The sequence below is a fragment of the Ignavibacteriota bacterium genome, from assembly GCA_013285405.1.
Taxonomy (GTDB): Bacteria; Bacteroidota; Ignavibacteria; order Ignavibacteriales; family Ignavibacteriaceae; genus IGN2.
In genome coordinates this window covers 3,138,437-3,163,868 of record CP053446.1, presented here as the reverse complement: position 1 = coordinate 3,163,868, position 25,432 = coordinate 3,138,437, and the positions used below count along the sequence as shown (strand labels likewise).

At 32.1% G+C, this 25,432-nt stretch carries 20 protein-coding genes and 1 pseudogene; 15 read left to right on the top strand and 6 right to left on the bottom strand.

Going from position 1 to position 25,432, the window contains the following annotated elements:
- Positions 1-34: 34 nt before the first annotated feature.
- The 6 genes and pseudogenes from HND39_13910 to HND39_13885 all read right to left on the bottom strand — a co-directional run bounded on the left by HND39_13910 (position 35) and on the right by HND39_13885 (position 8,499).
- Entirely contained in the window at positions 35-1,519 is a 1,485-nt protein-coding gene (locus HND39_13910; GenBank protein ID QKJ97292.1) for a Do family serine endopeptidase, read from the bottom strand.
- Between the two features lie 70 nt (positions 1,520-1,589).
- Positions 1,590-2,333 (bottom strand): DNA repair protein RecO, encoded by a 744-nt coding sequence (gene recO, locus HND39_13905; GenBank protein QKJ97291.1) that lies wholly within the window; start codon positions 2,331-2,333, stop codon positions 1,590-1,592.
- A pseudogene (mtnA, locus tag HND39_13900) lies at positions 2,330-3,365 on the bottom strand (S-methyl-5-thioribose-1-phosphate isomerase). Before mtnA ends, recO begins: the two are co-directional and overlap by 4 nt.
- A complete protein-coding gene (locus tag HND39_13895; GenBank protein ID QKJ97290.1) occupies positions 3,352-4,269 on the bottom strand; it encodes a sugar kinase in 918 nt (305 codons plus the stop codon). The pseudogene mtnA and the gene HND39_13895 overlap by 14 nt, the downstream one beginning before the upstream one ends.
- Positions 4,270-4,479: 210 nt before the next feature.
- Positions 4,480-4,938 (bottom strand): NUDIX pyrophosphatase, encoded by a 459-nt coding sequence (locus tag HND39_13890; protein ID QKJ97289.1) that lies wholly within the window; start codon positions 4,936-4,938, stop codon positions 4,480-4,482.
- Between the two features lie 81 nt (positions 4,939-5,019).
- Positions 5,020-8,499 carry a hypothetical protein gene (locus tag HND39_13885; protein ID QKJ97288.1) on the bottom strand — a complete coding sequence of 1,160 codons (3,480 nt, stop codon included), beginning with the start codon at positions 8,497-8,499 and terminating at the stop codon, positions 5,020-5,022.
- 863 nt (positions 8,500-9,362) lie between these two features.
- Between HND39_13885 and HND39_13880 the strand changes: the two genes are divergently transcribed.
- The 15 genes from HND39_13880 to HND39_13810 all read left to right on the top strand — a co-directional run bounded on the left by HND39_13880 (position 9,363) and on the right by HND39_13810 (position 25,429).
- Complete coding sequence (locus HND39_13880; protein QKJ97287.1) at positions 9,363-10,316, top strand: integron integrase; 954 nt, start codon at positions 9,363-9,365, stop codon at positions 10,314-10,316.
- Positions 10,317-10,564: 248 nt separating this feature from the next.
- On the top strand, positions 10,565-11,986 hold the full coding sequence (locus HND39_13875; protein QKJ97286.1) for a hypothetical protein: 1,422 nt from the start codon (positions 10,565-10,567) through the stop codon (positions 11,984-11,986).
- Positions 11,987-11,992: 6 nt separating this feature from the next.
- Complete coding sequence (locus HND39_13870; protein ID QKJ97285.1) at positions 11,993-13,717, top strand: hypothetical protein; 1,725 nt, start codon at positions 11,993-11,995, stop codon at positions 13,715-13,717.
- Positions 13,718-13,752: 35 nt separating this feature from the next.
- Positions 13,753-14,178: a hypothetical protein gene (locus tag HND39_13865; GenBank protein QKJ97284.1), complete on the top strand. Its 426-nt coding sequence runs from the start codon at positions 13,753-13,755 to the stop codon at positions 14,176-14,178.
- A 22-nt stretch (positions 14,179-14,200) separates the two neighbouring features.
- Positions 14,201-14,536 carry a hypothetical protein gene (locus HND39_13860; GenBank protein QKJ97283.1) on the top strand — a complete coding sequence of 112 codons (336 nt, stop codon included), beginning with the start codon at positions 14,201-14,203 and terminating at the stop codon, positions 14,534-14,536.
- Between the two features lie 422 nt (positions 14,537-14,958).
- Positions 14,959-15,246: a hypothetical protein gene (locus HND39_13855; protein ID QKJ97282.1), complete on the top strand. Its 288-nt coding sequence runs from the start codon at positions 14,959-14,961 to the stop codon at positions 15,244-15,246.
- Positions 15,247-15,496: 250 nt separating this feature from the next.
- On the top strand, positions 15,497-16,195 hold the full coding sequence (locus HND39_13850) for a hypothetical protein (GenBank protein ID QKJ97281.1): 699 nt from the start codon (positions 15,497-15,499) through the stop codon (positions 16,193-16,195).
- 229 nt (positions 16,196-16,424) lie between these two features.
- Entirely contained in the window at positions 16,425-16,898 is a 474-nt protein-coding gene (locus tag HND39_13845; GenBank protein QKJ97280.1) for a hypothetical protein, read from the top strand.
- A 420-nt stretch (positions 16,899-17,318) separates the two neighbouring features.
- Entirely contained in the window at positions 17,319-18,350 is a 1,032-nt protein-coding gene (locus tag HND39_13840; GenBank protein ID QKJ97279.1) for a DUF5050 domain-containing protein, read from the top strand.
- 483 nt (positions 18,351-18,833) lie between these two features.
- Positions 18,834-20,453: a DNA methylase gene (locus HND39_13835; GenBank protein ID QKJ97278.1), complete on the top strand. Its 1,620-nt coding sequence runs from the start codon at positions 18,834-18,836 to the stop codon at positions 20,451-20,453.
- Between the two features lie 11 nt (positions 20,454-20,464).
- Positions 20,465-21,568 carry a hypothetical protein gene (locus tag HND39_13830; GenBank protein ID QKJ97277.1) on the top strand — a complete coding sequence of 368 codons (1,104 nt, stop codon included), beginning with the start codon at positions 20,465-20,467 and terminating at the stop codon, positions 21,566-21,568.
- Between the two features lie 473 nt (positions 21,569-22,041).
- Entirely contained in the window at positions 22,042-22,365 is a 324-nt protein-coding gene (locus tag HND39_13825) for a hypothetical protein (GenBank protein QKJ97276.1), read from the top strand.
- The gene (locus HND39_13820) at positions 22,362-23,006 is read left to right on the top strand and encodes a hypothetical protein (GenBank protein QKJ97275.1); all 645 of its coding nucleotides are present in this window, start codon (positions 22,362-22,364) and stop codon (positions 23,004-23,006) included. Before HND39_13825 ends, HND39_13820 begins: the two co-directional genes overlap by 4 nt.
- A 464-nt stretch (positions 23,007-23,470) precedes the next feature.
- The gene (locus HND39_13815) at positions 23,471-24,118 is read left to right on the top strand and encodes a hypothetical protein (GenBank protein ID QKJ97274.1); all 648 of its coding nucleotides are present in this window, start codon (positions 23,471-23,473) and stop codon (positions 24,116-24,118) included.
- 66 nt (positions 24,119-24,184) lie between these two features.
- Positions 24,185-25,429, top strand: coding sequence for a hypothetical protein (locus tag HND39_13810; GenBank protein ID QKJ97273.1), 1,245 nt, complete (start codon positions 24,185-24,187; stop codon positions 25,427-25,429).
- The last annotated feature ends 3 nt before the right edge of the window (positions 25,430-25,432 follow it).

Genomic DNA, 25,432 nt, shown 5'->3' with positions numbered 1-25,432 from the left:
GGGACGTTTTGCGTAGATTCATTCGATTCAAATATTATTCTGGAATTTCGATACCAACAAATCTGTTATTTCCATCCTTATCTACTACTTTAATCAATAGTGCACTTCCTTTTTTTTCATCAACTATTCTTCTGAAATCATTTACATTATTTACTTTCTCTTTGTTAGCTTCAGTAATAATCAATCCTGCAAACAAACGCTGATCTTCGGCTTTACTGAATGGTTTAACATTGGTAATCAAAATACCGTTATCAAGTTTAAACTCGGTCTTGTCATTATTAGTTAAATTCTTAACCGTCAAACCAATGTTATCAAATGTTGCAGTGCCTGAGCCGGAATTATCTTTTTCCATAGAATCATCTTTGTTGGATATAGGTTCGGTTTTCGAATCCTCATCACGGGCTTTAAGTGTTACCTTCCTCTCAAGAGTTTCACCATTTCTATAAATTTTAAGTTTTACAGTGGTACCTGCTGTAAGAGCTGCAACATAACTTTGCAGTTCATTAGGTTTGTTTACTTCACGACCATCTATATCAAGAATAATATCTCCAGCTCTGAGATCAGATTTTGAAGCTGCACCATCTTCAACAATTCCCTGAATAATAATTCCTTTAGGTTTATCCATCCCCAATGATTTTGCGAGTGCATCATCAACTTCACCAATGTTAATACCTATATAACCTCTGCTGACTTTTCCGTGAGCAATTAAATCCTGTGATACTGCTTTTGCAAGGTTAATAGGAATAGCAAACCCATAACCGATGTACGTTCCACCACCGCCGGAAGCAATTGCAGAATTAATTCCGATCACAGCGCCTGACAGGTCAACAAGCGCTCCACCACTATTTCCCGGATTGATTGCTGCATCTGTTTGAATAAAATTTTCAACTCCATAACTATCACGGATCAATCCAAGCTGCCCGCGACCTATTGCACTAACAATTCCAGCCGTGACAGTTGAGCTCAATGATAATGGATTTCCAATTGCCATCACCCATTGACCAACTTTCAAGTTTTCTGAATTTCCCAAAAATGCAACTGGTAAATTGCTTGCATCAATTTTAACTACCGCAAGGTCGGTTAGCGGATCAGTTCCTACAATAGTTGCATCAAACTGTCTTTTATCAGAAAGACCGACAGTTACTTTACTTGCATTTTCAACTACGTGATTATTTGTGACGATGTAACCATCCTGAGAAATGATTATTCCGCTGCCAGAACCTCGTTGTTCTTTTGGCATATCTTTAAATGGAAAGAAAAACCAATCGCTGTGTGGGTTTTCTCTTTCAGAAACGACGGTGATTTGAACGATTGCTGGAGTAACTTTTGCAGCTACTTCAATAAAAGCCTGACTAAAAGAGGAAGCATCAGCATCCAATTTTACAGGTGGTTCATTTGCACCAAGATTTATATCTGCGAGTCCGGGTCTGACTAATCCGAATCCAGAAACAAGTATTGCACCGAATAATATTCCTATGAATAATAGCGTAAGTGCACCTACAATTCCTTTTGTTTTCATTTTATCTCCCAATGTATTTTCCTTAGTTAAATTGTCCTGATTATTTCAGGATAGTAAAATTATGGCGATACTACCTCTCGTTAAACAAATTTATTGAACTTAATCCTTTGAAATCCGATAAATGATATTTCAGATGTCTTTCCATAAAAGTTATAGCTTTATGTCTGACTGAATTACTGAAACTATCTACAGATTCATTGTACTTTAGACATTTCAGATATGTCAAAAGTTCCGAATTTATATCATAAATTTCAACCACTGTTCTTTTGCATTCACCGCATATCAATCCTTTATCAAAATTGTAATACAAATTTCCCTTAAACTCAGTTTTACCACAGATAGCACAGGAATTTAACTGGATTTCGTAGCCTGCTTCTTTAAGCATAAAATAAAAGAATCTACCAAAACTGATTTCAGGATTTTCTTCGCCTGCGTCCATTCGGGAGAGAATTCTGACTGTACCTCTGAAAATTTTCTTGTTTATCTCAGAATCAGCAAGCATATATTTTACAAGTTCGATTACTGCGAGCGCATATTTGATTTTTTCAATATCACTTTTGATTTTATGATAATATTCAATCAAATCTGCCTGTGATAATAATTGAATTTCTCTTGATTCTTTTTTGTAGAAAACAATCGAGATGTAGTTTAACGGGTCAACAATTTTCCCGTACTTTGATTTTGGAGATCTCGCTCCTTTAACTATCAAACTTATTTTACCGTAATCTTCAGTAAACATTGAAACAATACTGCTTGAGTCGCCATAGTTCATCTTACTTAAAACTACAGCTTCAGTTTTAAGGATTTCGCTCATTGCATGAAGTTATAAGGAAAAGTAAATAATCCTTCTTCAGTTATAATTCCTGAAATAAGATGAGCCTGAGTTACATCAAACGCAGGTGTGAACGCTTCAAATTGTTCAGAAGTAATTAATGTATCGCCAAAATAAAGGAGTTCCTTTTTATTTCTGTACTCAATCACAATTTCTTGTCCGGAAGAAATTTTTTTATCAATCGTTGTAGAAGGAGCAGCTATATAAAAAGGAATATTATGATAATTTGCCAGGATTGCCAGATTATAAGTTCCAATTTTATTTGCTGAATCACCGTTGAGTGCAATCCTGTCAGCGCCTGTGATTACAAGATCAACTTTTCCCTGCTTCATAAGTTCTGCAGCAGATGAATCAGTCTGCATTGTAAATGGAATTCCACTTCTTCTCAGTTCAAAGCTTGTGAGCCGTAAACCTTGCAGAAGTGGACGTGTTTCATCTGCAAAAACATGATTTACCAATCCATTTTCAAAAGCAGTTTTTATAATTCCGAAAGCTGTACCCAATTCCACCTGTAGCAAGCTTACCAGTGTTGCAATGAGTAAGCACATTAGATTTGCGTTTGAACAGACTCAAACCATTTCTACCAATACGTAAACAATATTCTTCGTCTCTTTTGTGAATTTCAATTGCTTTTGATTTTAAAATTTCATACGCTGAAGTTTTATCGGTAATGCTTTCGAATGTTTCCTTCATCTCATCCAATGCCTGAAATAAATTAACTGCTGTTGGGCGTGTCTCAGCCAAACGTTTATAAGCAGAGTTGAATTTACTTTCAATTTCAGATTTGACATTCTTTATCGAAAGTGCCAGTGCATAAGCAGCAGAAATTCCGATTAATGGTGCACCTCGAACTTCCAGCTTCTCAATCGCTTTTGCAATTCGATTGTAATCATCAGTTTCAATATAATTTTCTTCGAGTGGAAGTTTTGTCTGATCGAGAAAAATCAGTTTATCATTTTCTCCATAGGAGTCCTTCTGGACAAGCTTGATAGAAAAGTATTCAGTTGGTTTCATTAAAGTTGGATATTTTCTTGAATTCTCTGAACCGATCCTGAATTTTTAGGTATGATAAATTTTCCAATCCATTTGTGCTAAACTGTTCAACACAAAAGGAAGCCATTGTGCTGCCGTATATTATTGCTCTTTTAATATTTTCAGAATTAAGTTCACGTTTATGATGTAAATACCCGATGAACCCACCGGCGAATGTATCACCTGCGCCTGTGGGATCTAAAATCATTTCCATTGGATATGCCGGTGCAGAAAAAATAGTATCTTCAGTGAACAGCATTGCACCGTGTTCACCTTTTTTAATAATTAAAATTTCGGGACCCATTTGACGAATTTGTTTGGCGGCTTTTATCAGGTTTGGTTCTTCGGTCAGCATTCTGGCTTCTGAATCATTCAGAATAAAAACTGTAACCCGTTTTAATAATTTTAACAGGTCGTTCTTCATTGTATTTATCCAAAGGTTCATAGTATCACAAACCACAAACTGCGGATCTGAAACCTGGTCAAGAACTTTCATCTGTAAAATTGGGTCAATATTTCCAAGACAGATGTATTTTGCTTTTCTGAATTTTTCAGGGATTATTGGATTGAAATTTTGAAATGCATTTAGCTCAGTAAATAATGTATCGCGAAAATTCAGATCGTAATGATACTTTCCTCCCCAGCGGAAAGTTTTTTCTCCCTCGATTATCTGTAATCCTTCAAGCCCAATATTGTGCTGCTCAAGCATCTCAATATATTTTTTGGGAAAATCATTCCCCACAACACCGATTAACTCGACCGGAGCGGAAAAATAACTTGCAGCAAGTGAAATGTATGTAGCTGAACCTCCAAGAGCGTCATCTATTTTGTCAAACGGAGTTTCAACGGAGTCCAATGCAACAGAACCAACAACGAGTAAACTCAAATCAATTTCCTTGAAAACAATTAAAAAATTTATTCAAAAATAATTAAAAGTAGCCTGAGTGCACAATTATTTGAATTACTAAATAACAAAATTCGAATCTCAAATAAATTTAAATTTCCAATCATCAATATTCAATCTCTACTTAAATTGTTATTTAAATATTGACACTTGAATATTATTTGAAATCTGATGCTTGAAATTAGCTATTTCTTAAATTTTTATTTCAACAAAATGAAGGAAACTCTTTTCACTCAGAAAATAATCTTCAATAATCTGTACTGCTTTACGCTGTCCTTCCCACGCAAGCAGCTTTTGCGCTGTTGATTTATCAACCCACTGATATTCTGTGTGTTCAGAACTTAATTTTATTTTGTCTGATTCAACTCTTGCTGCAAACACAGGAATCAGACAAATATTTTCACCTATGGGTTCGTAGAAAGAATTAACTGTTGGTGCAACCCAAAACTGAACAGGAGTTAAACCCGTTTCTTCTTTTATTTCTCTCAAAGCAGTCTGATATGCTTTTTCATTGGATTTTATTTTGCCTGTTACCATCTGCCACAAACCGGGGTATGGCTGTCCTTCAGATCTTTTCAATAATAAAAACTCTATTCCGTTTTTTGATTCACGAAAAATATGTGCTTCAATCAGATTTGAAATTAGTTTCATATTCTTTTTCCCTGCTTAACAACTTTTAAAAATCACTTTACATCCATTGTTCATTATAAATTATAAATTAAAAATTATAAATTAAAAATACGCTCTCGCTTCAGCTCTCGCTGTGTGAACAGTTCTGCTTTCACCTTGTAAGCGACCATCATATCCAATAGTAGTTTGTAAGAATGATGCGATTCGATAATCAAAATTTAATCGCCAGTAATAATTTTTTCCAATTTGATTGCCATTCAACATTTCAAACGGGATAATATTTTCCATTGTATTTACTATCAACTCAGTTCGTTCAATTTCAATTCGCAATCTTCCTGTTTGTGCAATTGAAAGGTTAAATCTGCCTGATTGTGAATTCAAATCAATTACTGTTGGTAATTCAGGAAAATTATCTTCACTTTTTCCGACTTTAATCTTCAACCCGACTTCCACAGTTCCAATTGGTCTGTATGAAAAATCTGTTGTTATACTATTATCAGAAATCTGTCTGTTTCTGGTTGAAGGCATAGGAGCAGAAACATTATCAGTAAGATTTATAAAATCAGTTTGATTGCTAACTTCTTTAATCATTCTGAATCTTATCCTCAAACTTCTTTCTCTGTTATAACCGTTTTCCACACCTGTATTAAATTCGCTCATTGCCAACCTTTGCGAATATCTGAACCTGAAAGAAAGGTCCTGTCTGTTTTCATTTATAAAAATATCCTGCTGGAAAAAGTTTGCTCCGCGGATTGTTACACCTTCCTGCTGATAGAAATTAAGCTGAAGTAAATAAATTTTTGAAAGATCACTTTCACGGGTAATCTCCTCAATCCTCCAGGAAGTTTCTGTGGATAATGGTTCGAGAACGGTTCCAATGAAAGTACTTTTATCAAAAATATCTGCATATTGAATTTTCCATCTGGTATTTGTCTTTAAATTGATAACCGGAAAAAGTTCGTCTGTCGGAAAAGTTACAAGAACATAATCACCATCAAAAAGAGTTGGTTCAAATTCATTATCATCAGCAATTCCATTGTTATTCAGATCACCGAGATATTTGTAATTGCCTGTTCCCTGCTCAACACGAACAAATATTTTTTCAAGTCTTGCCTGTTTTTCAGTTGATACTTCATAATACAAATCTCCGTTAAGTATCTTTTCCCAGAAAGTAAATTTTGATTGAGACCTGATCAGCAATTGTTCACTGTCCAAAAAACCTGATTGCTTATAAGTTTCAGAATAATTTTTATTTCTGATAGTAAGATTTAATGTAGTCGATACTTCTTCAATTCCTCTGTAAGTAAGATCATAAATCTGCGCTCTTGCAATTGATTCCTTTGTCATATTTCCACCCATCGGCAGATAATCATCGCGGCGTGAATATTTTGCCGTGAAGCTGAGTCCTTCAATCTCAAGCAGCTGGAGATATGGATTAAGTTCATAATACTCAAGACTCCCTGAAATGAGTGAATCTTTATTTGCACCATATCCCTTTTTATTCTCAGCAAGATAATTGAAACCCGGTTTGATAAGATTCCAGAAAACATAATGAGCATCACCGGAGTGCCGCCACCAATCGGTGGTGTTATTTTGATTTTTTGTATCAACAAAATCCAGATTATAAAAAATATTATAATTAGTCTGGTCAGAAAACCTTATTGCATTGTTGTATCTATTGGATTGAAATAAGTCTCCTCTTTTAAGAAATCCTGCTAATGAAGAAATACTTAACTGTTCAATTGGAATAAGATTTAACCGGGCTTCTCTGAATTGTTCATCTTCCTGTGTTGATGAACCTGAGGTGTTATAGGTTCTGTCAAATTCAACTTCATTGAATCTGTCAGTCGAAGTAAATTTTTTATTGATGAATCTTTCTCTATATGAAAAACCAGCTTTGCCAAGATTTAATGAACCGAGACTTATGTTCGACGGAATAACTTTGAGTGAAACATTTGCGGCGTAACCATAATTATCTCCATCATCAAGAGTTGAAAATCTGTTTTTATCCCATAGACTTCCTGCATATTCCAAATCAAGCTGAACATTTTCAAAAGGATTTATTGTAGTAGTCAAATTTCCTAATTGCTTAATCTGCGGAAGAGGAAGAAAAATTACAGGTAAGTAACCTCCCTGCTTAATTCCAACAAAACGAAACTTACCAAGAGCTTCACGAACGTAATCACCGTTTCCTTCGCCAACATAACTGAATGAAACTATAAATAATGAAAGTGAATCGCCCGGATTATAGAGGTAATAAACAAAAGTTTCATTATTAATTAAAGTATCAATTGCCTGGTAAATACCTTTTCTATTACCGAGAGAGTCAAGCGGCGCAAGTATTACTCCTGATTTAATTGCTTTCAGTGGATCATCACCAGCTTCTGTTAGTATTCGTCTATCATCTTCTGACAGGGCAAAATCAATCGGTGCATCCTGATCATCACCTTCCTGCAAATATTGGAATGCAACTTTCATTTTGTCATTAATAAATAATGATTGTCCGCCGGTACCGAAAAAATTTCTGGAATATTTCCGATCAGTATATTCAAAATCAACTGCAATCCTGCTTGCGTTTGTAATTAATCTTTTCGGAGTGAAAGTTATTGTAGCGTTTGAGTATTCAATTATGTAATCATTATTTTCACCGCGGATCATTTCAATTCCATCAAGAAAAACTTTTTCAGTTCCTGCAAGTATAACGATATCCTTCTCTCCGTTTAAACCAGTTAAATTATATGGACCCTGAACTTCATCTGTTCCGTTGAAATTAATTGAATTAAATTTTCCCCGCTGTCCTGCAACTGCAACATAACCCTGATGAGGATTGAAGTTCACCGTTCCCATCAATCCCTGAAGCTTGCGGTTTATAACACCGAACTCACCATTCCTGTTTGTCAAATTATAATCACCAAAAGTTCCTGTCGCATTTTTATGTTTTATCTGGATGAAAACATTATCAACTTCTTCAAGTCGCTCGGTATTCCCTTCCGGTTGAATCGGAGTGTTCTGGTCAGTTAATGCAGCAACTATTTCAATATCTTCAGTAATATTTCCTGAAAGTTGTAATCTTAATCCGCTGTTGAGAGAAAAATCTTTTGTTGTTCCGACAGTAAAACCTCTTATCAACGTTCCGCTTTTTTGTAAGCCCGGACCAAAAATATCTTCAGGAGTAAATCCTCCGGTTTCAGTCTGAACAACCTGTAAAGTATCGCCGCGTTTTTCGTCATACTTGAGTACTAACGATCTTTTCTTGTATTCTTTTTTCAAACCGATTCTTATTGTTTCGTAAGTAACTATCAAAGTATCGAAAATAGAATATGGCAGTGTGTCGGATAAAGTAAACGTAGCCGTTGAATATGAAAAATTATAATCGGTGAATCTTTCAAGAATGTGATTGCGTAATTCTATCATTTCAGAGAATGGAATAATCGAAACGCTTGAAATATTATAAAGGTTATCAAAATTAATCGGAATTGTATCAGTAACCGTATGAGTAGCATACTGATTCTGAGCTAATACTTCAGCTAAAGAAGGAATTAAAAGAAATAATATTACGATGTGAAGAATGCTTAATTTCAATAACGAAACAAGGATTTTGTTTTTGAAATGTAAATTTAAGCAGTGCCTTTATCAAGTCCATAAAGGGTGTATGGATGGAATAGTCTGAACTGATATTTGTGTATCTGTCCACTTAAAAAAAACTCTCTAATCTTTCTTAAAAAGACAGTGACTTAATGCCAATAAATCGTTTAATTACAGAATTCTGTCAGAAAGTTGATGATAAGTCATCACAATTAGCAAGCCCTTCTCTTGGTAAGAGAAAGGTTGGGTTGAGTTCCAAATAATTTAAGCAGTGCCTTTATCAAGTCCATAAAGGGTGTATAGATGGAATAGTCTGAACTGATATTTGTGTATCTGTCCACTTAAAAAAAACTCTCTAATCTTTCTTAAAAAGACAGAGACTTAATGCCAATAAATCGTTTAATTACAGAATTCTGTCAGAAAGTTGATGATAAGTCATCACAATTAGCAAGCCCTTCTCTTGGCAAGAGAAGGGTTGGGTTGAGTTCCAAATAATTTAAGCAGTGCTTTTATCAAGTCCATAAAGGGTGTATTGATGGAATAGTCTGAACTGATATTTGTGTATCTGTCCACTTAAAAAAGCTTTCTAATCTTTCTTAAAAAGACAGAGACTTAATGCCAATAAATCGTTTAATTACAGAATTCTGTCAGAAAGTTGATGATAAGTCATCACAATTAGCAAGCCCTTCTCTTGGCAAGAGAAGGGTTGGGTTGAGTTCCAAATAATTTAAGCAGTGCCTTTATCAAGTCCATATTGAAAGAATGGACTTAAAATAACCAGTATAGAGCAATTAAACCGATTGATTTTTCAAACTGTAAATATTAAGTTTGAATCAAGTAATTACTTATTCGGGGATTAAATGCCTGCGCTAAAACTTCTGGATAAAGTTAGAACTGAACTTCGTTCAAAGCATTACAGCATAAAAACGGAAAAAGCTTATACAAACTGGATCAAGCGGTTTGTGTTTTTCCATAATAAACGTCATCCAAATGAAATGGGTGCTGAGGAGATAAAATCGTTTATTAATAACCTGGCCACAGATCATCACGTCTCGAGTGCGACTCAGAACCAAGCCCTGCAGGGAATACTTTTTCTTTATAAAAATATTTTAAATAAAAATGTAGGCTGGATTGAAGAAATTAAGTTTACACACCGAAAGAAACACTTACCTGTTGTGCTTTCAAAAGAGGAGGTTAAAAAAATATTCGAAAATTTGGAAGGTATCGCACTGATGATTTCCAAACTGCTCTATGGTGCAGGTTTAAGATTAGGTGAATGTTTAAGTTTAAGAGTAAAAGACATCGATCTTGATTTGATGACAATTTCTGTTAGGGATGGCAAAGGTGAGAAAGACAGAATTACTGTACTGCCAGACAAGCTTGTTACCGACTTTAGAACTCATTTAAACAAAGTCAAAAATCTATTCAAGAAAGATTTGGCTGGGCAAAAAATAGAAGCTCCATTACCGTATGCACTTGCAAAAAAATATCCGAATGCTGGTAAAGAGCTTGCCTGGCAATATATATTCCCGGCAAAAAGTCCTGTTTATAATTCGGAGTTAAGAAAATATTTCAGAGTACATTTGCATCCAAGTACATTTCAAAAAGATTTTAAAGCAGCCGTTCGGAAATCAGGAGTTGCAAAGCAAGCTTCACCACATACTTTAAGACACAGCTTTGCTACACATCTTCTGCAAAACGGTTATGATATCAGAACTGTACAGGAATTGCTGGGGCATAATTCAGTGAAGACAACGATGATATATACTCACGTGTTGAATAGAGGCATTGGAGTTAGAAGCCCATTGGATTAAAAGTTGATAGATGAGAAAAACTTTCGGGAATATATTCCTGAAAGAACCCGGTAATTGCATTTTTAAGTATAAGCATTAAAATAAGTTAGAAGAAAAAAATAATAAATAATGTGGTCGGTAGATTAGAAAATAATTCTTAAATAACAACCGGATTGAGGACCACCAATTCGGTATAAGTAATAGTTAGCTGCTTAATGTAATTCTAATATTTTTTCTACTGATTTCAAGGGAAAAATATAAAATTCAAAATGAGAAATAATAGAAGTCATATTGATTTTAAGGATCCTCACTTCAACTTATTTTATTCTTACTCTATCGGTGGCAAAAGAAAAAATAATTCAGAAGATTCGCTTGATGAATTAACATTAAAGGATAAAAAACAATTCGAAGTTTTGGAGGATAATTTAACTCGCGCATTTTTAATCACTCTAAAATCATTTCAAAACAATATTATTAAATATTTTAACCTACTTTTTAAAGAAAATTCTATACGGATAGATAAATCAAAGAATATTTACTTTGATTTACAAAATATTGACAAACAACTTTCTGAGAAAATAAAAGATAAAAAAACAAAAAAAATTTTACTAGTTATTTCAAACATTAAGCCTGAGATTACAAAAAAAGATTTAATAAAATCAGTAGCAGAGAATAAATCTAAAGGCAGCAGACCCGACGGCTGGCTAATTCTTGATGATTGGGCAATTATGATTGAATCGAAAATAAAACATAATAAAGTTGATACCAATCAGCTAAAGCGACATATAGAGAAACACTTTAACATAACTAAAGATAATATTAATGAAAATTTTTGGTTAGTTACTAAAAGTTGGAAACAGATTATAGATTCAATGAATGAAAATAATTTTGTTGATACTATCCATAATGATAATCCAATGAGAAAATATTTTATTAAGGATTTTAAAGAGGTTTTAATGAAAACTGGACAAAATCTTGATTTATCATTTATAACTAGTGGAAAAGGTTATAACCGAATAGATGCTAGGCAACAATTCAAAATACTACTTATCAGACTCGATGAAAAAATCAAGGATACTCATCCTTACTTATATAGATCAGGACGCCCTTTAGCTGATTATATTTGGGATTTTTATGGTTGGTCTGATAAAGGAAAGGCTCAATACAATCCACATTATTCGATTTATTTTGATTTTGATGGAGCAGGTATATCCTTAACTACTAGAAATCTCTCGTCAAAAAAGAATCAGATGGAGAAAATATTAGAAAACAAGGAATTCAATAATGTTTTTAAAAAAGTATTGACTTTAGATAAGATTCAACGTTCAAGATATTTTTTACAATTAGTTAATTACAAATTAATGGATTGGAAAAAAGGGCAACAAAAGGGGAAAACATTTGAGACATTTAAATTTGAACTTAATTTTTCTGAATTAAATCAAGAGCAAACTAATATAACTGAAATTAAAAATCAGTTTAACCAACTGAAAAAATATGCTAAACAATTTGAATTTGGTATCAGGATTTTATACCCTTATGGAAAAATCAAGACTGGTGATGAAGAATTAATGAGAGGACAAAATAAAAATTTATTTGATAATGAAGATAAACTCATTGAAATGTACATAGATTTCATTAACGATACCTCAACAATCTATAGAGACTTACTAACTTCAAAAACAAAGGGATAACTTTATATGAAAATAATTACTTCAAAAATCCTTTTTGTAATATATTTTTTCTTTTTGTTTTCAATTCAACTCTCAGCCCAGACATGCGATTGGTGGATGCAGATATTAGCTGAACGAGAATTAGAAATAAAAAAGATTGAAGCTGATCAAAGTGGAAACTTGTATTTATTATTGTTTTATTCAGGCACAGTAAAACTGGATCAAAATTCAAACATTTTAGATTCAGGTTCTGGATATGTTGTTGCATCATATAACTCCAAAGGCAACCTTAGATGGCATATTGAAGGAAATTATTTGGAACCTTTGCTTGATTTTTCTATTGATAGTGTAGGAAATTTATTTTTATTAACTCTAACGGATGATGATAATCAAACTGCTGGACATATATACAAAATAAACAACGATGGGGAAATCATAAATCATGCAGATTTTGGAGTTGTAAAAAAGGAAAAACATTTAATGACATCAAAAGTACTAGTTCCAAGTGGAATCGTTGTTGATAATAGTAACAACATTTATATAGCTGGGGGTTTTCAAGGTGAAGCAACATTTTCAAATAAAAAATTCAGCAGTTACAAAAGAATAAGCACTTTTGGTGATGAATTACCAAGTATGGATGTTTTTCTGATTAAGTATTCCAAAGATTTAAAAAAACAATTATGGGTAAAAACGGCTGGTGCAAGCAATTATGATTGTGCAAAATTTATTTCAGTGGGAAGTGATGATAACGTTTTTGTTGGAGGAATCTTTACAAAGGAAATTACGTTTGAAAATAAAAATATGGAAAGTGTTTGGCTAGGTGATGAATATCCAGATGTTTTCATTGCCGATTATAATACTAATGGAGAATTTCAATGGGTTAATAAGGCGGGCGGCAGATCTGAGAATCAAATAGTTGGCTTGAAAACAGATAACGATAATAATGCTTATATAACTGTAACCAGTCTTCCTGGGAATAATGTTGAAATAGCAACCGACAAGTTTAAAGAAACTAGTGGTGGCTATTATTTAGCTAAATTTAATATTAAGGGGGTACTTGAATGGTCAACTAGAACAGATCAAATTAACAGATTTAACATTTATAAAAATAAAATTTATTTATTGTCAAACGGAACTATTTTTAGATATGACCCGACTACTGAGGTTCAATTTTTTAATAACCTAGAATTGAAAATTAATAAGCTTGAGTGGTTACGAAGTAATGGCAACAGTAAAGGATATTTTAATGATTTCACAATTGGACCGAACGAAGAAATCTTTTTAGCTGGAAATTCAGATATTGCAATACAGGAATGCAATATAAATATTGAAAAGAAAGCTAATGCTAATATTTTTGTTATAAAATTAATCCCTCCGTACAATGAAGGTTCCTCTGAAGATGAAGAATGGTATCAAGGAACATCCGATTTAGGTCTTAAATCAAATCCTCGCAACTTCAAAAATCCAACTATGGTAAATAGTTTGGAAAACTTATATAAAAGAATATTGGAAAAACATGGTTCAACTTCTTTAGGTTGGAGAATTGATAAATCTGCATATTATTATGTCTATATAGATAAAAAAGGTGAGGTCATTAAGGTGGAACCCAGGAGTACTAATCCTTCAGTATATAGCGGTAAACTTGAAAAAATAATCAAACAAGAGATAAAAAGTTCATCTTTTAAACCTGGGAATATAAGAGGTGAACCAAGAAACAGTGTGTATATGCTTCTCTTAACTTTTAAATTCTAATTAACTTTTAACTTCAAGAAATAAAAGGAAAACAAATGAAAACGTCAACCCTACTTTTAACGCTAACGCTATTGATTGGTTGCGGTGCTAACAGAGAATATGATGGTGAATACCAATATGCTGACGCAAAATTAATAGTTAAGAATGGAGAGTTTGAATTCTTTGACATTGAAAGTGAGGTAGTAGGTACTACAACAGGAAGTCTGGGTAATGTATACCAGCAAAGAGCGCACCACAAGGTTTATGGAAAAGGAACATTTGAAATCAAACGTGTTGATCAACAGTTCATTGATCAATTTGATGAATACGATAAAGACTACTATAAAGACAACCTTAAAATAGGTAATCCAATTCTTATTTTCACTTATGAAGGGATGCAACCTACTTATGGACTTAATTGGCTGATAATTGGAAAAGAAAATTTGGGTGATAATCTGAATTATTGGGATAAGAAAAAATAATGAATTAATTTTATCATTTACTTTGTTAGGATGCACTCTTATTCAAAGTTGTAACAGTACTCCAGAAACAGTAGAAGAATTAAAAGATTACTTAGTCGATTATGATTGGGAATTAAACAATGAAGATTACAATTATGAGGAAACTTATCGCTTATATTTTGATGACGATTTTACTTGTACAATGATATATCCGGATGAGAATAATTGGAGAAGTTTAGATACTGTAAAAAGTGAATATTCAATTATCAAAGCAGAAATAATATACATGGATGCGTATGGAGATTTGGAACCTACGGAACCTGTATTAATTATTATTGCGCCAGAGTTGGGGTTTTTTGATACACGAAAATTAAACTAAAGTCGTCATAGAAGAGCTTTATATTTTGATAGTAAAAATGAAACACTGTGTCAGTTTTTTCAACCTCGAAGAAGTTATGATAGAAATAAACAAGGCCCAATTGGTCCAAAAATATATTATTCTTATTTGAGAAAATTTAAAAAATAAATGAAGTTAATATACTATACGCAGCTAACCAGCCAATCAACCCGACCGCCTTTTCGCATTCGGCAGTTTTAATATTTTTGGCTTGGTAGTTCCGTAACAAGTTTGTTGTTCAATGTTGTTCTGCTAATTAACATTGCTGCAAACTGCACTTGCAAAGAAAGTTAAGTGCAGTTTGCCAAATCTTTGGTTTTGTCTTTTTAACTAAGCCGGTTGTTATGGGCGGCGGGTTATCGGCAACGTCGTTAGGTAGTTTTATTTATTGATTGGAGGTAAATATGAAATCAAAATTTTATTTCATCGCATTCCTTCTTTTATTCTTTATTGGATGTGAAGACGAACAACAAACTGTATCTGGTGAAGGAACTATTAGCTATTTTTCTCTTGAAGGTGGTTTTTATGGAATAATAACTGATTCAAACGAACACTTTTTACCTGAAAACCTTAATCCCAATTTTCAGAAAGATAGTCTTAGAATTCTTTTTGAAGGTTACATAACTGATAAAATGACAATTCAACAATGGGGTCGAACTATTGTTATTACTAAAATTAAAAGTTTACAATAAAAATATTGCACTACCTAACCAGCGCCTCAACCCGACCGCTGTTTTGGTTTGGCGGATTTATAATTTTTGAAATTGTGTTTTAGTTATAGTTTGTTGTTCTAAGTGTTCGTTCTAATTAATTAACTTACAAACTGTACTTGCTGATGCAAGTTAAGTGCAGTTTGTTTAATCATTGGCATTTGTGCTTTACTTGGCTTCCCGGTTATTGGCGGCGGGTTAGGCGCAACGTCGTTAGGCAGAAAAATAAATAATGATAAAACCTTCAAGACAAAGTAAACTACGGAATCAAAAAATTGGAACTATCCTTTTAGAAGGTCCAGAATGGATTAATTCGCCAGCGAGGTTTGCAAACTCTGGATGGTTAGACCCAATTTATAGTTTGGTCAATCAACCAATGGGAATTCGTAGAAATGCTTTTTCGTATTCAGTGTTTGTTGATAATACTATAAATAGACATAAAAATTTCCTTCAGCCATTAGTCCGTTATGCTGAATGGAATAGAGAAATTGAATATAAATCAAATCGTGTTCGAAAATGGCCAATAATAAAAATCATTCAACACGTTTTGAATAAAAAAGAATCCAAAAGGGTAAATGAATTATTATTCCTCATAGACGAATCTTTTTCAAAAATTAATTTCTTAAAAGCTGGATTAATTACAGATAGAGGTGAACCAGATAATTGTTGGCCAGATGACGAAAGTAAAATAACGTTTAACTCACTACAGGTTAAAAGATGGAATTATTGCCAGCGTATTGAATTTGGAATCGGAGAAAATACAGAACTAAATCCAGTAATCTTAGAAATGAACCAAAGCTTAGCTAACTATATCAAAAAGTTATGTGTGAATGATACTACTAAAAATTATCGAGAATGTTATTCAAGTAATCTTAAAGAAATAAAATATAAAACTGATTATTGGTATTATCGTCCAAAGGTTACTGGCTAACCAGCGCCTCAACCCGACCGCCATTTTAGTTAGGCGGATTTGAGATTTTCGAAATTGTGTTTTTGTTTGGCATTTTGTTCTATGTGTTCTTAATTAATTAACGTTTTTACAAACTGCATTTACTGATGCAAGTTAAACGCAGTTTGTTAAATATTTGGCTTTTGTTCTTTACTTGTCTTCCTTGTTATTGGCGGCGGGTTAGGCGCAAAGGTGTTATACAAAAAACATTATGGAAGAAGTAAAACCTAAATCAATTAAAACAGTTGGGATAATAATTATAGGATTATCAATATTCAGTAATGGACTTGGTAGCCTTGCGCTAAGTTCAGGTGGGTTCTTTGAACAGAATTCACCCTTAACTGATCCACGGACAGGGCTAGATTATTCAGGATATTATTTGTTCTTCAATTATATGTTAAAATTTGGTTTGGCGATGGTACTATTTGGTTTGCTGTTTCTGGTTGGAGGAATTTTCCTAACAAAATACAAAAATTGGGCAAGAGTTTCATTAATTGCCTTATCGTCAATTTTTATTCTAGGACAGATATTAATTTTAATTATAGTTATCAAACTGGTTTTTAATAAGAGCATATACTTTTTATTCAGTATAGGAATTATAGTTGCGATAGTATTTTTTATCGCAATATCTATTTCATTAGTTATATTCTTAAATAAAAAACAAATCAAAGGGCATTTTGTATAACCTCTTTAATAAGTAAAAAGTCAATAGGCACAGAAAATAAATAGTTATCCGGCTCGAGACAGTTAAATAAAAAATTAAGTTCTTTGAAAAACTGATTTACAATGTTTCTTACTTTCCCGTAAAACGGGATCCCGCAAAAGCGGGAAAACAACTATTCTGCCTTAATATCAAAAAGGCTATTGTAGCCAAACCTTCCCGAAACAAGTTCGGGACAGGCATTTTGGGAATTACTCATTCTTTAGTGGAAGAGCGTATAACAAGAAATCCTATTATTAAAGAGGATGATTTATTTCGTTAGTTGGGTTAAGTTAGATATTGAAAATAATTAAAGTGTTTAATAAAAAAATAAACACACTGGAAATCTTTAACTAAAAATAATTACGGTGTTGTGTTTTAACATAACGCGTCGTTAGGTTTACTATGAAGTATATAAAAATATTATTTATAGCAGTTACCTTTTTTACGATTCATAGTTGTAAAGAAAGAATTACTGAGCCAGATATTTCACAACTTAATTATGAAATTGTTTTCAATTCCAATCGCGATGGGAATTTTGAAATATATGTTATGAATGCAGATGGAAGTAATCAAACAAGATTAACAAACAATAATGTGAAGGACTGGTTTCCCAAATGGTCGCCCGATGGGGAAAGAATTGCTTATCTCTCCGAAGTAAATGGGAAGAATCAATTATTTGTTATGAATAAAGATGGCTCTAATCAAAAACAGATATCTTTTGATTTAAATATTTATAATGGGTATGAATGGATTGAATGGTCACCGGACGGGGCAAAAATATTGATTCAAGTATTTTCAGAACAAAATATCAGACAAATCTATATTATAAATGCAGATGGTTCTAACCAAGCATTATTAATTGAAGGAAATTATCCAAATTGGGTAGAACAAAATAAGATAATATTTGGTGGGGATGGAATTTGCTCTATAAATTCTGATGGAAGTAATTTAATTCAAATAACAGATGGAACTATATTTGACTTCTGTCCAGTTGTCTCACCTCATTATGATAAAATAATCTTCAGATCATTTCGAGATAATGATAGTGGTAAAGCTTCGCTCCATATAATGAATTTAGATGGGAGCGATATAAAAGAACTGAGCAAAAAAGATCCAATCATAAAATCTTCATTTTCGCCGATCAATACCGATATTTTGTTTGTTGCACCTGAAACTGTCCTCGGATTTTATGATAAAATATTCAGAGTAAATATAAATACGAATAATGAAGAATTGATTATTGATTTAGGCTCTGCTCAATCGACACCAGTTTATTCTTCGGATGGAAATAAAATAGTATTCTCCACCTTTACAAATGATGGAAGAGCTGATATTTATATAAAAAATTTATCTAATGGAAGTATTACCAAATTAACTAATTATCAAGGTGTCTTTCCAATCAATGATTATCCTGATTGGAATCCAAAGAAGTAATAAATGCTAAAAAGTAAACCTAACCTCTTTAATAAGTAAAAAGTCAATAGGCACATAAAATAAATAGTTATCCGGCTCGAGACGGTTAAATTAAAAATTAAGTTCTTTGAAAAACTGATCTACAACTATTCTGCCTTAATATCAAAATGGCTATGGCAGCCATACTTTCCCGAAACAAGTTCGGGACAGGCATTTAGGGACTTACTCATTCTTTAGTGGAAGAGCGTATAACGACTTGTCCCGCTATACGGGAGGATATCCTATTATTAAAGAGGATGATTTATTTCGTTGATTGGGTTAAGTTAGATATTGAAATTAATTAAAGTGTTTAATAAAAAAATAAACACACCGGAAATCTTTGAATAAAAATATTTACGGTGTTGTGTTTTAACATAACACGCCGTTATACTTCTATTCAATTTCAATTACACATCTTGTTTACTAAATGGTTATTTTTGGAAAAAATGAAAAAATAAGGTAAAGATGCAATTAGAGATATTTGATGTAAAAAAAAATATAGATGATTATTCTGCAGAAAGTTATACTGGTATTTATGGAGTTCATAAATATTGGTCAAAAAAGCCATATAATATAATTCGTCATTTCATTGAAAAATATTCTCAAGTAGAAGAAATAGTTTTAGATCCATTTTGTGGTTCTGGAATTTCTATCATTGAATCCATACTAAGTAATCGAAAGGCAGTAGGTTTTGATATAAACCCTTCTGCAATTTTTATAACTAAGCAAATGTTAAATAAAATATCTACTTCAAAACTTTATGAATCATATTTGAAAATTGAATCAAAAGTTAAAGATGATATTAACTCTCTATACGTTATTGAAAGAGAAAATAAAAAATATTTAGCTACACATTTCATTTGGGAAGAAAACAAGCTAACTGAAATTTGGTACCAAAACGGCTCAAATAAGAATATTACAAATCCAACTGAAGGTGATATTAGTTTTATCAGTCAATTCAATTACGATAAAATCAATTATTACTATCCACAAAATGATTTTTTTCATAATCCACGAATAAATGCTTATGGTGGTAAAAAAATTTACGAGTTATTCACACCACGCAATTTATTTGCTTTATCTATGTTGATGAATGCTATCGAACAAGAAGATGATCCCGAAATAAGAAATATATTAAAATTCTGTTTTACATCTTCTGTTGGACAAGCTAGCAAAATGGTTTTTGTCGTAAAAAATAGGGGCAAATATAAAGGGCAATCAAACGAAACAAGAAAAGAAGTTGGAAGTTGGGTCATTGGTTACTGGACACCAAAAGAAAATTTTGAAATAAATGTTTGGAACTGCTTTAATAATAAATTTCAAAAAATTCTAAAAGCAAAGAAACAACAAGAAAAAAGTGATTATGAAATAAAAGAAGTTAATAGCATTACTTCACTAAGCAATAATGATAAAAACCTTTATTTGAGGAATTTACCAGCTCAGAAAGCTTTAGAGGAAATACCGGATAATTCCATTGACTATATTATAACTGACCCACCACACGGTAACAGAATTCCTTATTTAGAATTAAGTATGCTGTGGAATAGTTGGCTAAAAATGGATGTGGATTATGAAAATGAAATAGTAATAAGTGAATCCAAAGAAAGGAAAAAGAATTTAGAGAATTACAATAGTCTGTTAAATAAAGTTTTTCAAGAAATCTACAGAGTTTTGAAATATGAAAAGTATTTTTCACTAATGTTCAATTCACTTGATGATAACACTTGGATAAATGTTATCTCAGAACTGCACTCACTTAATTTTCAACTGCACAAAGTCGAAACCTTAGACTATTCCGCAAATTCAGTTGTTCAAGATACAAGAGGCAAAGGATTAAAAACGGATTTTATTCTAACATTTATAAAAAAGAAAAATCACTTAAATCATCCATTGAATATAATAATTCCCCCAAAAGAAGAAATTTTAAGCTTAGTAGATGGTTTATCAATAAAAGGTAGTAAATCTCTTCAACATTATCAGATATTTAATCAGCTATTTAAATTTTATCTAAACCAAAATAAGTTTTTCAAAATATCTGAGGCAGTAAAAATCATAGATCAATTACATTCAAATAATAAAAATTAGGAATTCACTTAATGAGAGAAATTTTCCAATTATTGACCCGTGCATATAAAAACAATGATTTCCCAACAATTCTTGAACATCAATATGGTTATTATTTTTTATTATTACGCTCAATGTCACGCTCCGATTTGTTAAAAGAACTTGCAGAATTAGCTGGTATTGACACTACTGAAATAGCTGCGCGAGAATTGTTTAGACATCTTTTTTGTCAAAACATAGATATTGAAGTAATACAGACTTTTATTCAGCAAGTCTATGATAGGGAAAGAGAAGAAAGAATAGGTAATGAAGATTTTCTATATACACAATTGTATCGCTTACAAGTTTTTGACTGGGGTGGTTTTTATCAAAATGCTGTTGAACAAACTTTAGTTAATAATTACATTAAAAAGATAAGAGACTACAATCAGTTAAATACTGCTATCGAAAATGACATAAGTCCAAGATTACGTGGTTATATTCTTTGTTCTTGGTATAATCATTGGTCTTCAATTTTGATTGAAGATATGTTTAGGGATCATCCTGATATTACCCCATCTATAGGTCTAGTAAAAAAAGTTGACTTTTTTTGGCATAACTTTCCATTCGATTTGAAAGTAACCTACTTCCCTGATGGATTTATGAAATTAAAAAGACAGCAACTTGGTTTGCGCCCCGAACTTACTGAACTTAAATCTTTTGCCCGTCGAAACAATATCCCATTTGATAGAAACGCAAAAAATAATGAACAGTTTCAAGAACTATTAACGAGAATAACTGAATTCCCGGGTGAAGAATCACAAAATTTTATGGAAGAATTTCACCGAATTCGAAGAGAAATAATAAATGATACAATTCAAAATCCGAGAGAGTTAATTATTTGGTTGTATCAAGAACAAGGACCGCGACGATTTGATTCGGCGAATAGATTTTTCCTTATCTTGATTGATTTACAGAATCTTGAAAATAGTTGGAAACTTAAAAGAAATAGAGAACTCTTATCAGAAGGTATTACAAATTATTTAAATGAAAACAGAGAGATTGATTTTAACAACTTAAGAATAACTTTTAATTGGGAAGAAGAAGAATATAATACCTTTGCAACCACACTGTTTTTAGTTCGAAATCAAGAATAATAAAGAAGAAGTATAACATCTTTAATAAGTAAAAAGTCAATAGGCACAGAAAATAAATAGTTATCCGGCTCGAGACAGTTAAATTAAAAATTAAGTTCTTTGAGAAACTGATCTACAATGATTCTTACTTTCCCTAAAACGGGATCCCGCAAAAGCGGGAAAACAACTATTCTGCCTTAATATCAAAAAGGCTATGGCAACCAAACCTTCCCGAAACAAGTTCGGGACAGGCATTTAGGAACTTACTCATTCTTTAGTGGAAGAGCGTATAACGATTTGTCCCGCTATACGGGAGGATATCCTATTATTAAAGAGGATGATTTATTTCGTTAGTTGGGTTAAGTTAAATATTGAAATTAATTAAAGTGTTTAATAAAAAATAAACGCTACGGGAAATCTTTAAATAAAAATATTTACGGTGTTGTGTTTTAACATAATAGCCGTTAGTTGCCAAAATTATAAGGATAAATTTTATGAAAAAAACGGGAGTGGTTTTAATTCTTATAATATTTTTTATTGGTTGTGGGTCATCGGTTTTAGATACTTATGATTCAGATCCTCCAAGTATAACGTACAGCCTACCAGTTGAGTCTTACGTAAAACTTACATTAGAAAATTCATATGATACTATTGTTTTTACCATCGTAGATACTCAACAATCTGCGGGAGTACACTCAGTTACTGTTAATACCGTGGGTCTTGCAGAGGGATTTTACTTTTATAATCTCACAGCAAGAGGCGTAAATGATAATACATTTTTTGAAGCCACAAGAAGGTTGATATTAATTAAAAAATGAAAAAGTATATATTACAAATCGTTTCCATAATTCTAATCTTTTTTTCATGCTCCATTGCACAAAGTCAGATCAAACTTTCACCTAGTGTTGGAATATTTATTTACAATTCCGAGAATCCGCTGAAGATAACGGATGATAGTAATTTCCTTTTAAATTATGGTATTGAAGCAAGTTATTTAAATCAGACTCTTTTTAATTACAATATTCAATTAGACTACTCATACATTTATGCTTCCAATAATGGAGCATTGGAATTTGTAAGAACAAGTGGTTTTGATATTGGCACTTCTTACGTTGATGCTTCTTTATCTTTCCACACATTAGATGTTCTTCTTAAAAACAAATTAAGTGAAAAAATATTTTATGGCATTGGTCCTTCCTTTTCAATTGTGAATAGATCTATCGTTTATAATAAAGAAAGTTTTGAAGATAGATTAGCTTCTTTTAATATTGGATTAAGTGGAACGATAGATATGATAACTCCAATAAGTGATAACTCAACTAAGTGGTATTTTTACTACGGGATAAAACTAAGATATTTGTACGGATTATTTTACGATGAGAAAGGAAGAGATTTATCAAATTATAATCAACATTTTTTAACTTTAAATTTACTTATAGGTCTAAGTTATAGTTTTTAAGCAACTAACCTCTTTAATAAGTACAAAGTCAATAGGCACAGAAAACAAATAGTTATCCAGCTCGAGACAGTTAAATAAAAAATTAAGTTCTTTGAAAAACTGATCTACAATGTTTCTTACTTTCCCGTAGAACGGGATCCCGCAAAAGCGGAAAAACAACTATTCTGCCTTAATATCAAAAAGGCTATGGCAGCCAAACCTTCCCGAAACAAGTTCGGGACAGGCATTTTGGGAATTACTCATTCTTTAGTGGAAGAGCGTATAACGACTTGTCCCGCTATACGGGAGGATATCCTATTATTAAAGAGGATAATTTATTTCGTTAGTTGGGTTAAGTTAGATATTGAAATTAATTAAAGTGTTTAATAAAAAAATAAACGCTACAGGAAATCTTTAACTAAAAATATTTACGGTGTTGTGTTTTAACATAACACGCTTATAACGCATAAAAGTCAGAGGTTATTATGGCTCTTAATCCAAATGATGATATGAGAGATAAAATTTTAAGATTTTTATATGAACGTCATAAACAATCACGTGGAATTGCAAAAATACCTATCGGTATTCGTGATTTACAAAGTGAAATGAAAAGTAGACATTCAATGACTCAACAAGATGTTTCATCAAATCTGGATTACTTAGTCCAAGTTGATTGGGTAAGAGAAGTAGTAAAAGAACGTTCTATTACAACTAAAACCGGAATGGAAATGAGCCAAGAACAAATTAAATACAAGATTTCCGATATAGGAATTAATCATTTAGAAGCCGGAACACTTTTTAAAAGTATTGAAAATTCTCACAATATTAATATTACAAACGTTCAAGGAGTCACAATAATTGGAGATGGAAATATTGTAAATAATGAGTACACTGACTTATCGAGACTTTTAGATGTGCTTGAAAAAGAAATTGAATCTAGCGACAGATTAGATGACACTCAAAAATTGGATGTTTCCGGTGACATTTCAACCATAAGAACACAAATAGCAAAAAAGAATCCAAACAAAAATATAATTTCTTCAGTTTGGGAATCTCTTAAGGTCTTGGCAACACTAGCGGGTGCAACCGATGCTGTAACAAAAATTGGTGTAATTATCAGTCGCTTATTTTAAGCTAGAAAAATAAAAATCGACTAAATTTTTGCTGAATACTGATTTATACTTTGATATATTTATGATATGAATAAGGAAAATATTTTCACATATAATTTTACTTATAAGTTGTTCGATAATGATATCGAATTATTGCCGTCGGTTACCGAATTATTCGAATTAGAACTTGCATTTCTAGAATACAACTCTCTTCAAACCAAGGATTTAATTAATAGAGCCGCTTACATTAAATCAATTAAGGGAAATTCTACAATTCATTTTAAAACAAATACTTTCAAACCATCTTTTGAAATATTATCCAGATCGAGTAAAACAAAAAGTTATTTTGAGAATGGTGCATTTTCTACCGGCTACGCAACACACTCTTTATTTCCATATCGCGGTAAATTCCATCCACAACTAATAAAAAGTTTATTAAATATTATTGGCGTAAAAAAGGGAGAATTAGTTTTAGACCCAATGTGCGGAAGTGGAACTACTAACATTGAAGCAGCACTCCTTGGTATAAATTCCATTGCTGTTGATATAAGCCCATTTTGTAGGCTAATGACCAAAACGAAATTTGAATCCATTAAGGCAAAAAACACCGAATTACAGCAACTAATAAAAAAAGAAGAAAAGTTGTTTAACTTTTTTTCAGCTAAGAAAAAGTATGACTCTAAAAAAAATATCCAGCTATTTGAAAGTGAGCCAAATTATTACCTCACTTTATTAGCATTCCTTGACTCTATGGGATATTTCAATAGGACAAAAAGTTCGTCTCATAAAGAATTATTTAGTAGAGTTCTTGAACGTTATATTTATACTGTTTTGAATTATTTAGAAAATCCATTTTATGATAAAGAAAACTTAGGGAATGTAATCATTTCTAAAGATTCAACGGCAATGGATTTAAAATTGGAAGAGAATACATTTGATGGAATCATTACATCTCCACCTTATTCGTTCGCAATTGACTATGCTAGCAACGATAAAGATCAACTTGAATACTTGGGACTAGACGTGGAAAAGCTAAAAGAAAAAATGATCGGATTGAGAGGAAAGAATAAAACAGAAAGGCTTGAAAATTATTTCGAGGATATGAGAACTGTATGTGTTGAAATTGCAAGAGTATTAAAACCTGATAAATATGCTGTAATAATTATTGGCTCAAATACAAATCAGACTGGCGGAATACAACTAGAAGATAAAATAATAAACTTTTGTGAGAGAGCTAATCTAAAACTTGTTAAAAGTATTGTTAAACCTATCAAAGGCTTGCGAAATACTATGAAGGATGAATATGTTCTCTTTTTTAAAAAAATTGTTTAAGAG

Bases quoted from the DNA above. Each gene is read 5' to 3' on its own strand.
- HND39_13880 (QKJ97287.1), top strand. From the start codon at position 9,363: ATGCCTGCGCTAAAACTTCTGGATAAAGTTAGAACTGAACTTCGTTCA.
- HND39_13820 (QKJ97275.1), top strand. From the start codon at position 22,362: ATGAAAAAGTATATATTACAAATCGTTTCCATAATTCTAATCTTTTTT.
- HND39_13810 (QKJ97273.1), top strand. From the start codon at position 24,185: ATGAATAAGGAAAATATTTTCACATATAATTTTACTTATAAGTTGTTC.
- HND39_13870 (QKJ97285.1), top strand. From the start codon at position 11,993: ATGAAAATAATTACTTCAAAAATCCTTTTTGTAATATATTTTTTCTTT.
- HND39_13815 (QKJ97274.1), top strand. From the start codon at position 23,471: ATGGCTCTTAATCCAAATGATGATATGAGAGATAAAATTTTAAGATTT.
- HND39_13825 (QKJ97276.1), top strand. From the start codon at position 22,042: ATGAAAAAAACGGGAGTGGTTTTAATTCTTATAATATTTTTTATTGGT.
- HND39_13855 (QKJ97282.1), top strand. From the start codon at position 14,959: ATGAAATCAAAATTTTATTTCATCGCATTCCTTCTTTTATTCTTTATT.
- HND39_13840 (QKJ97279.1), top strand. From the start codon at position 17,319: ATGAAGTATATAAAAATATTATTTATAGCAGTTACCTTTTTTACGATT.
- HND39_13830 (QKJ97277.1), top strand. From the start codon at position 20,465: ATGAGAGAAATTTTCCAATTATTGACCCGTGCATATAAAAACAATGAT.
- HND39_13875 (QKJ97286.1), top strand. From the start codon at position 10,565: ATGAGAAATAATAGAAGTCATATTGATTTTAAGGATCCTCACTTCAAC.
- HND39_13835 (QKJ97278.1), top strand. From the start codon at position 18,834: ATGCAATTAGAGATATTTGATGTAAAAAAAAATATAGATGATTATTCT.
- HND39_13865 (QKJ97284.1), top strand. From the start codon at position 13,753: ATGAAAACGTCAACCCTACTTTTAACGCTAACGCTATTGATTGGTTGC.
- recO (QKJ97291.1), bottom strand. From the start codon at position 2,333: ATGAGCGAAATCCTTAAAACTGAAGCTGTAGTTTTAAGTAAGATGAAC.
- HND39_13910 (QKJ97292.1), bottom strand. From the start codon at position 1,519: ATGAAAACAAAAGGAATTGTAGGTGCACTTACGCTATTATTCATAGGA.
- HND39_13850 (QKJ97281.1), top strand. From the start codon at position 15,497: ATGATAAAACCTTCAAGACAAAGTAAACTACGGAATCAAAAAATTGGA.
- HND39_13890 (QKJ97289.1), bottom strand. From the start codon at position 4,938: ATGAAACTAATTTCAAATCTGATTGAAGCACATATTTTTCGTGAATCA.
- HND39_13845 (QKJ97280.1), top strand. From the start codon at position 16,425: ATGGAAGAAGTAAAACCTAAATCAATTAAAACAGTTGGGATAATAATT.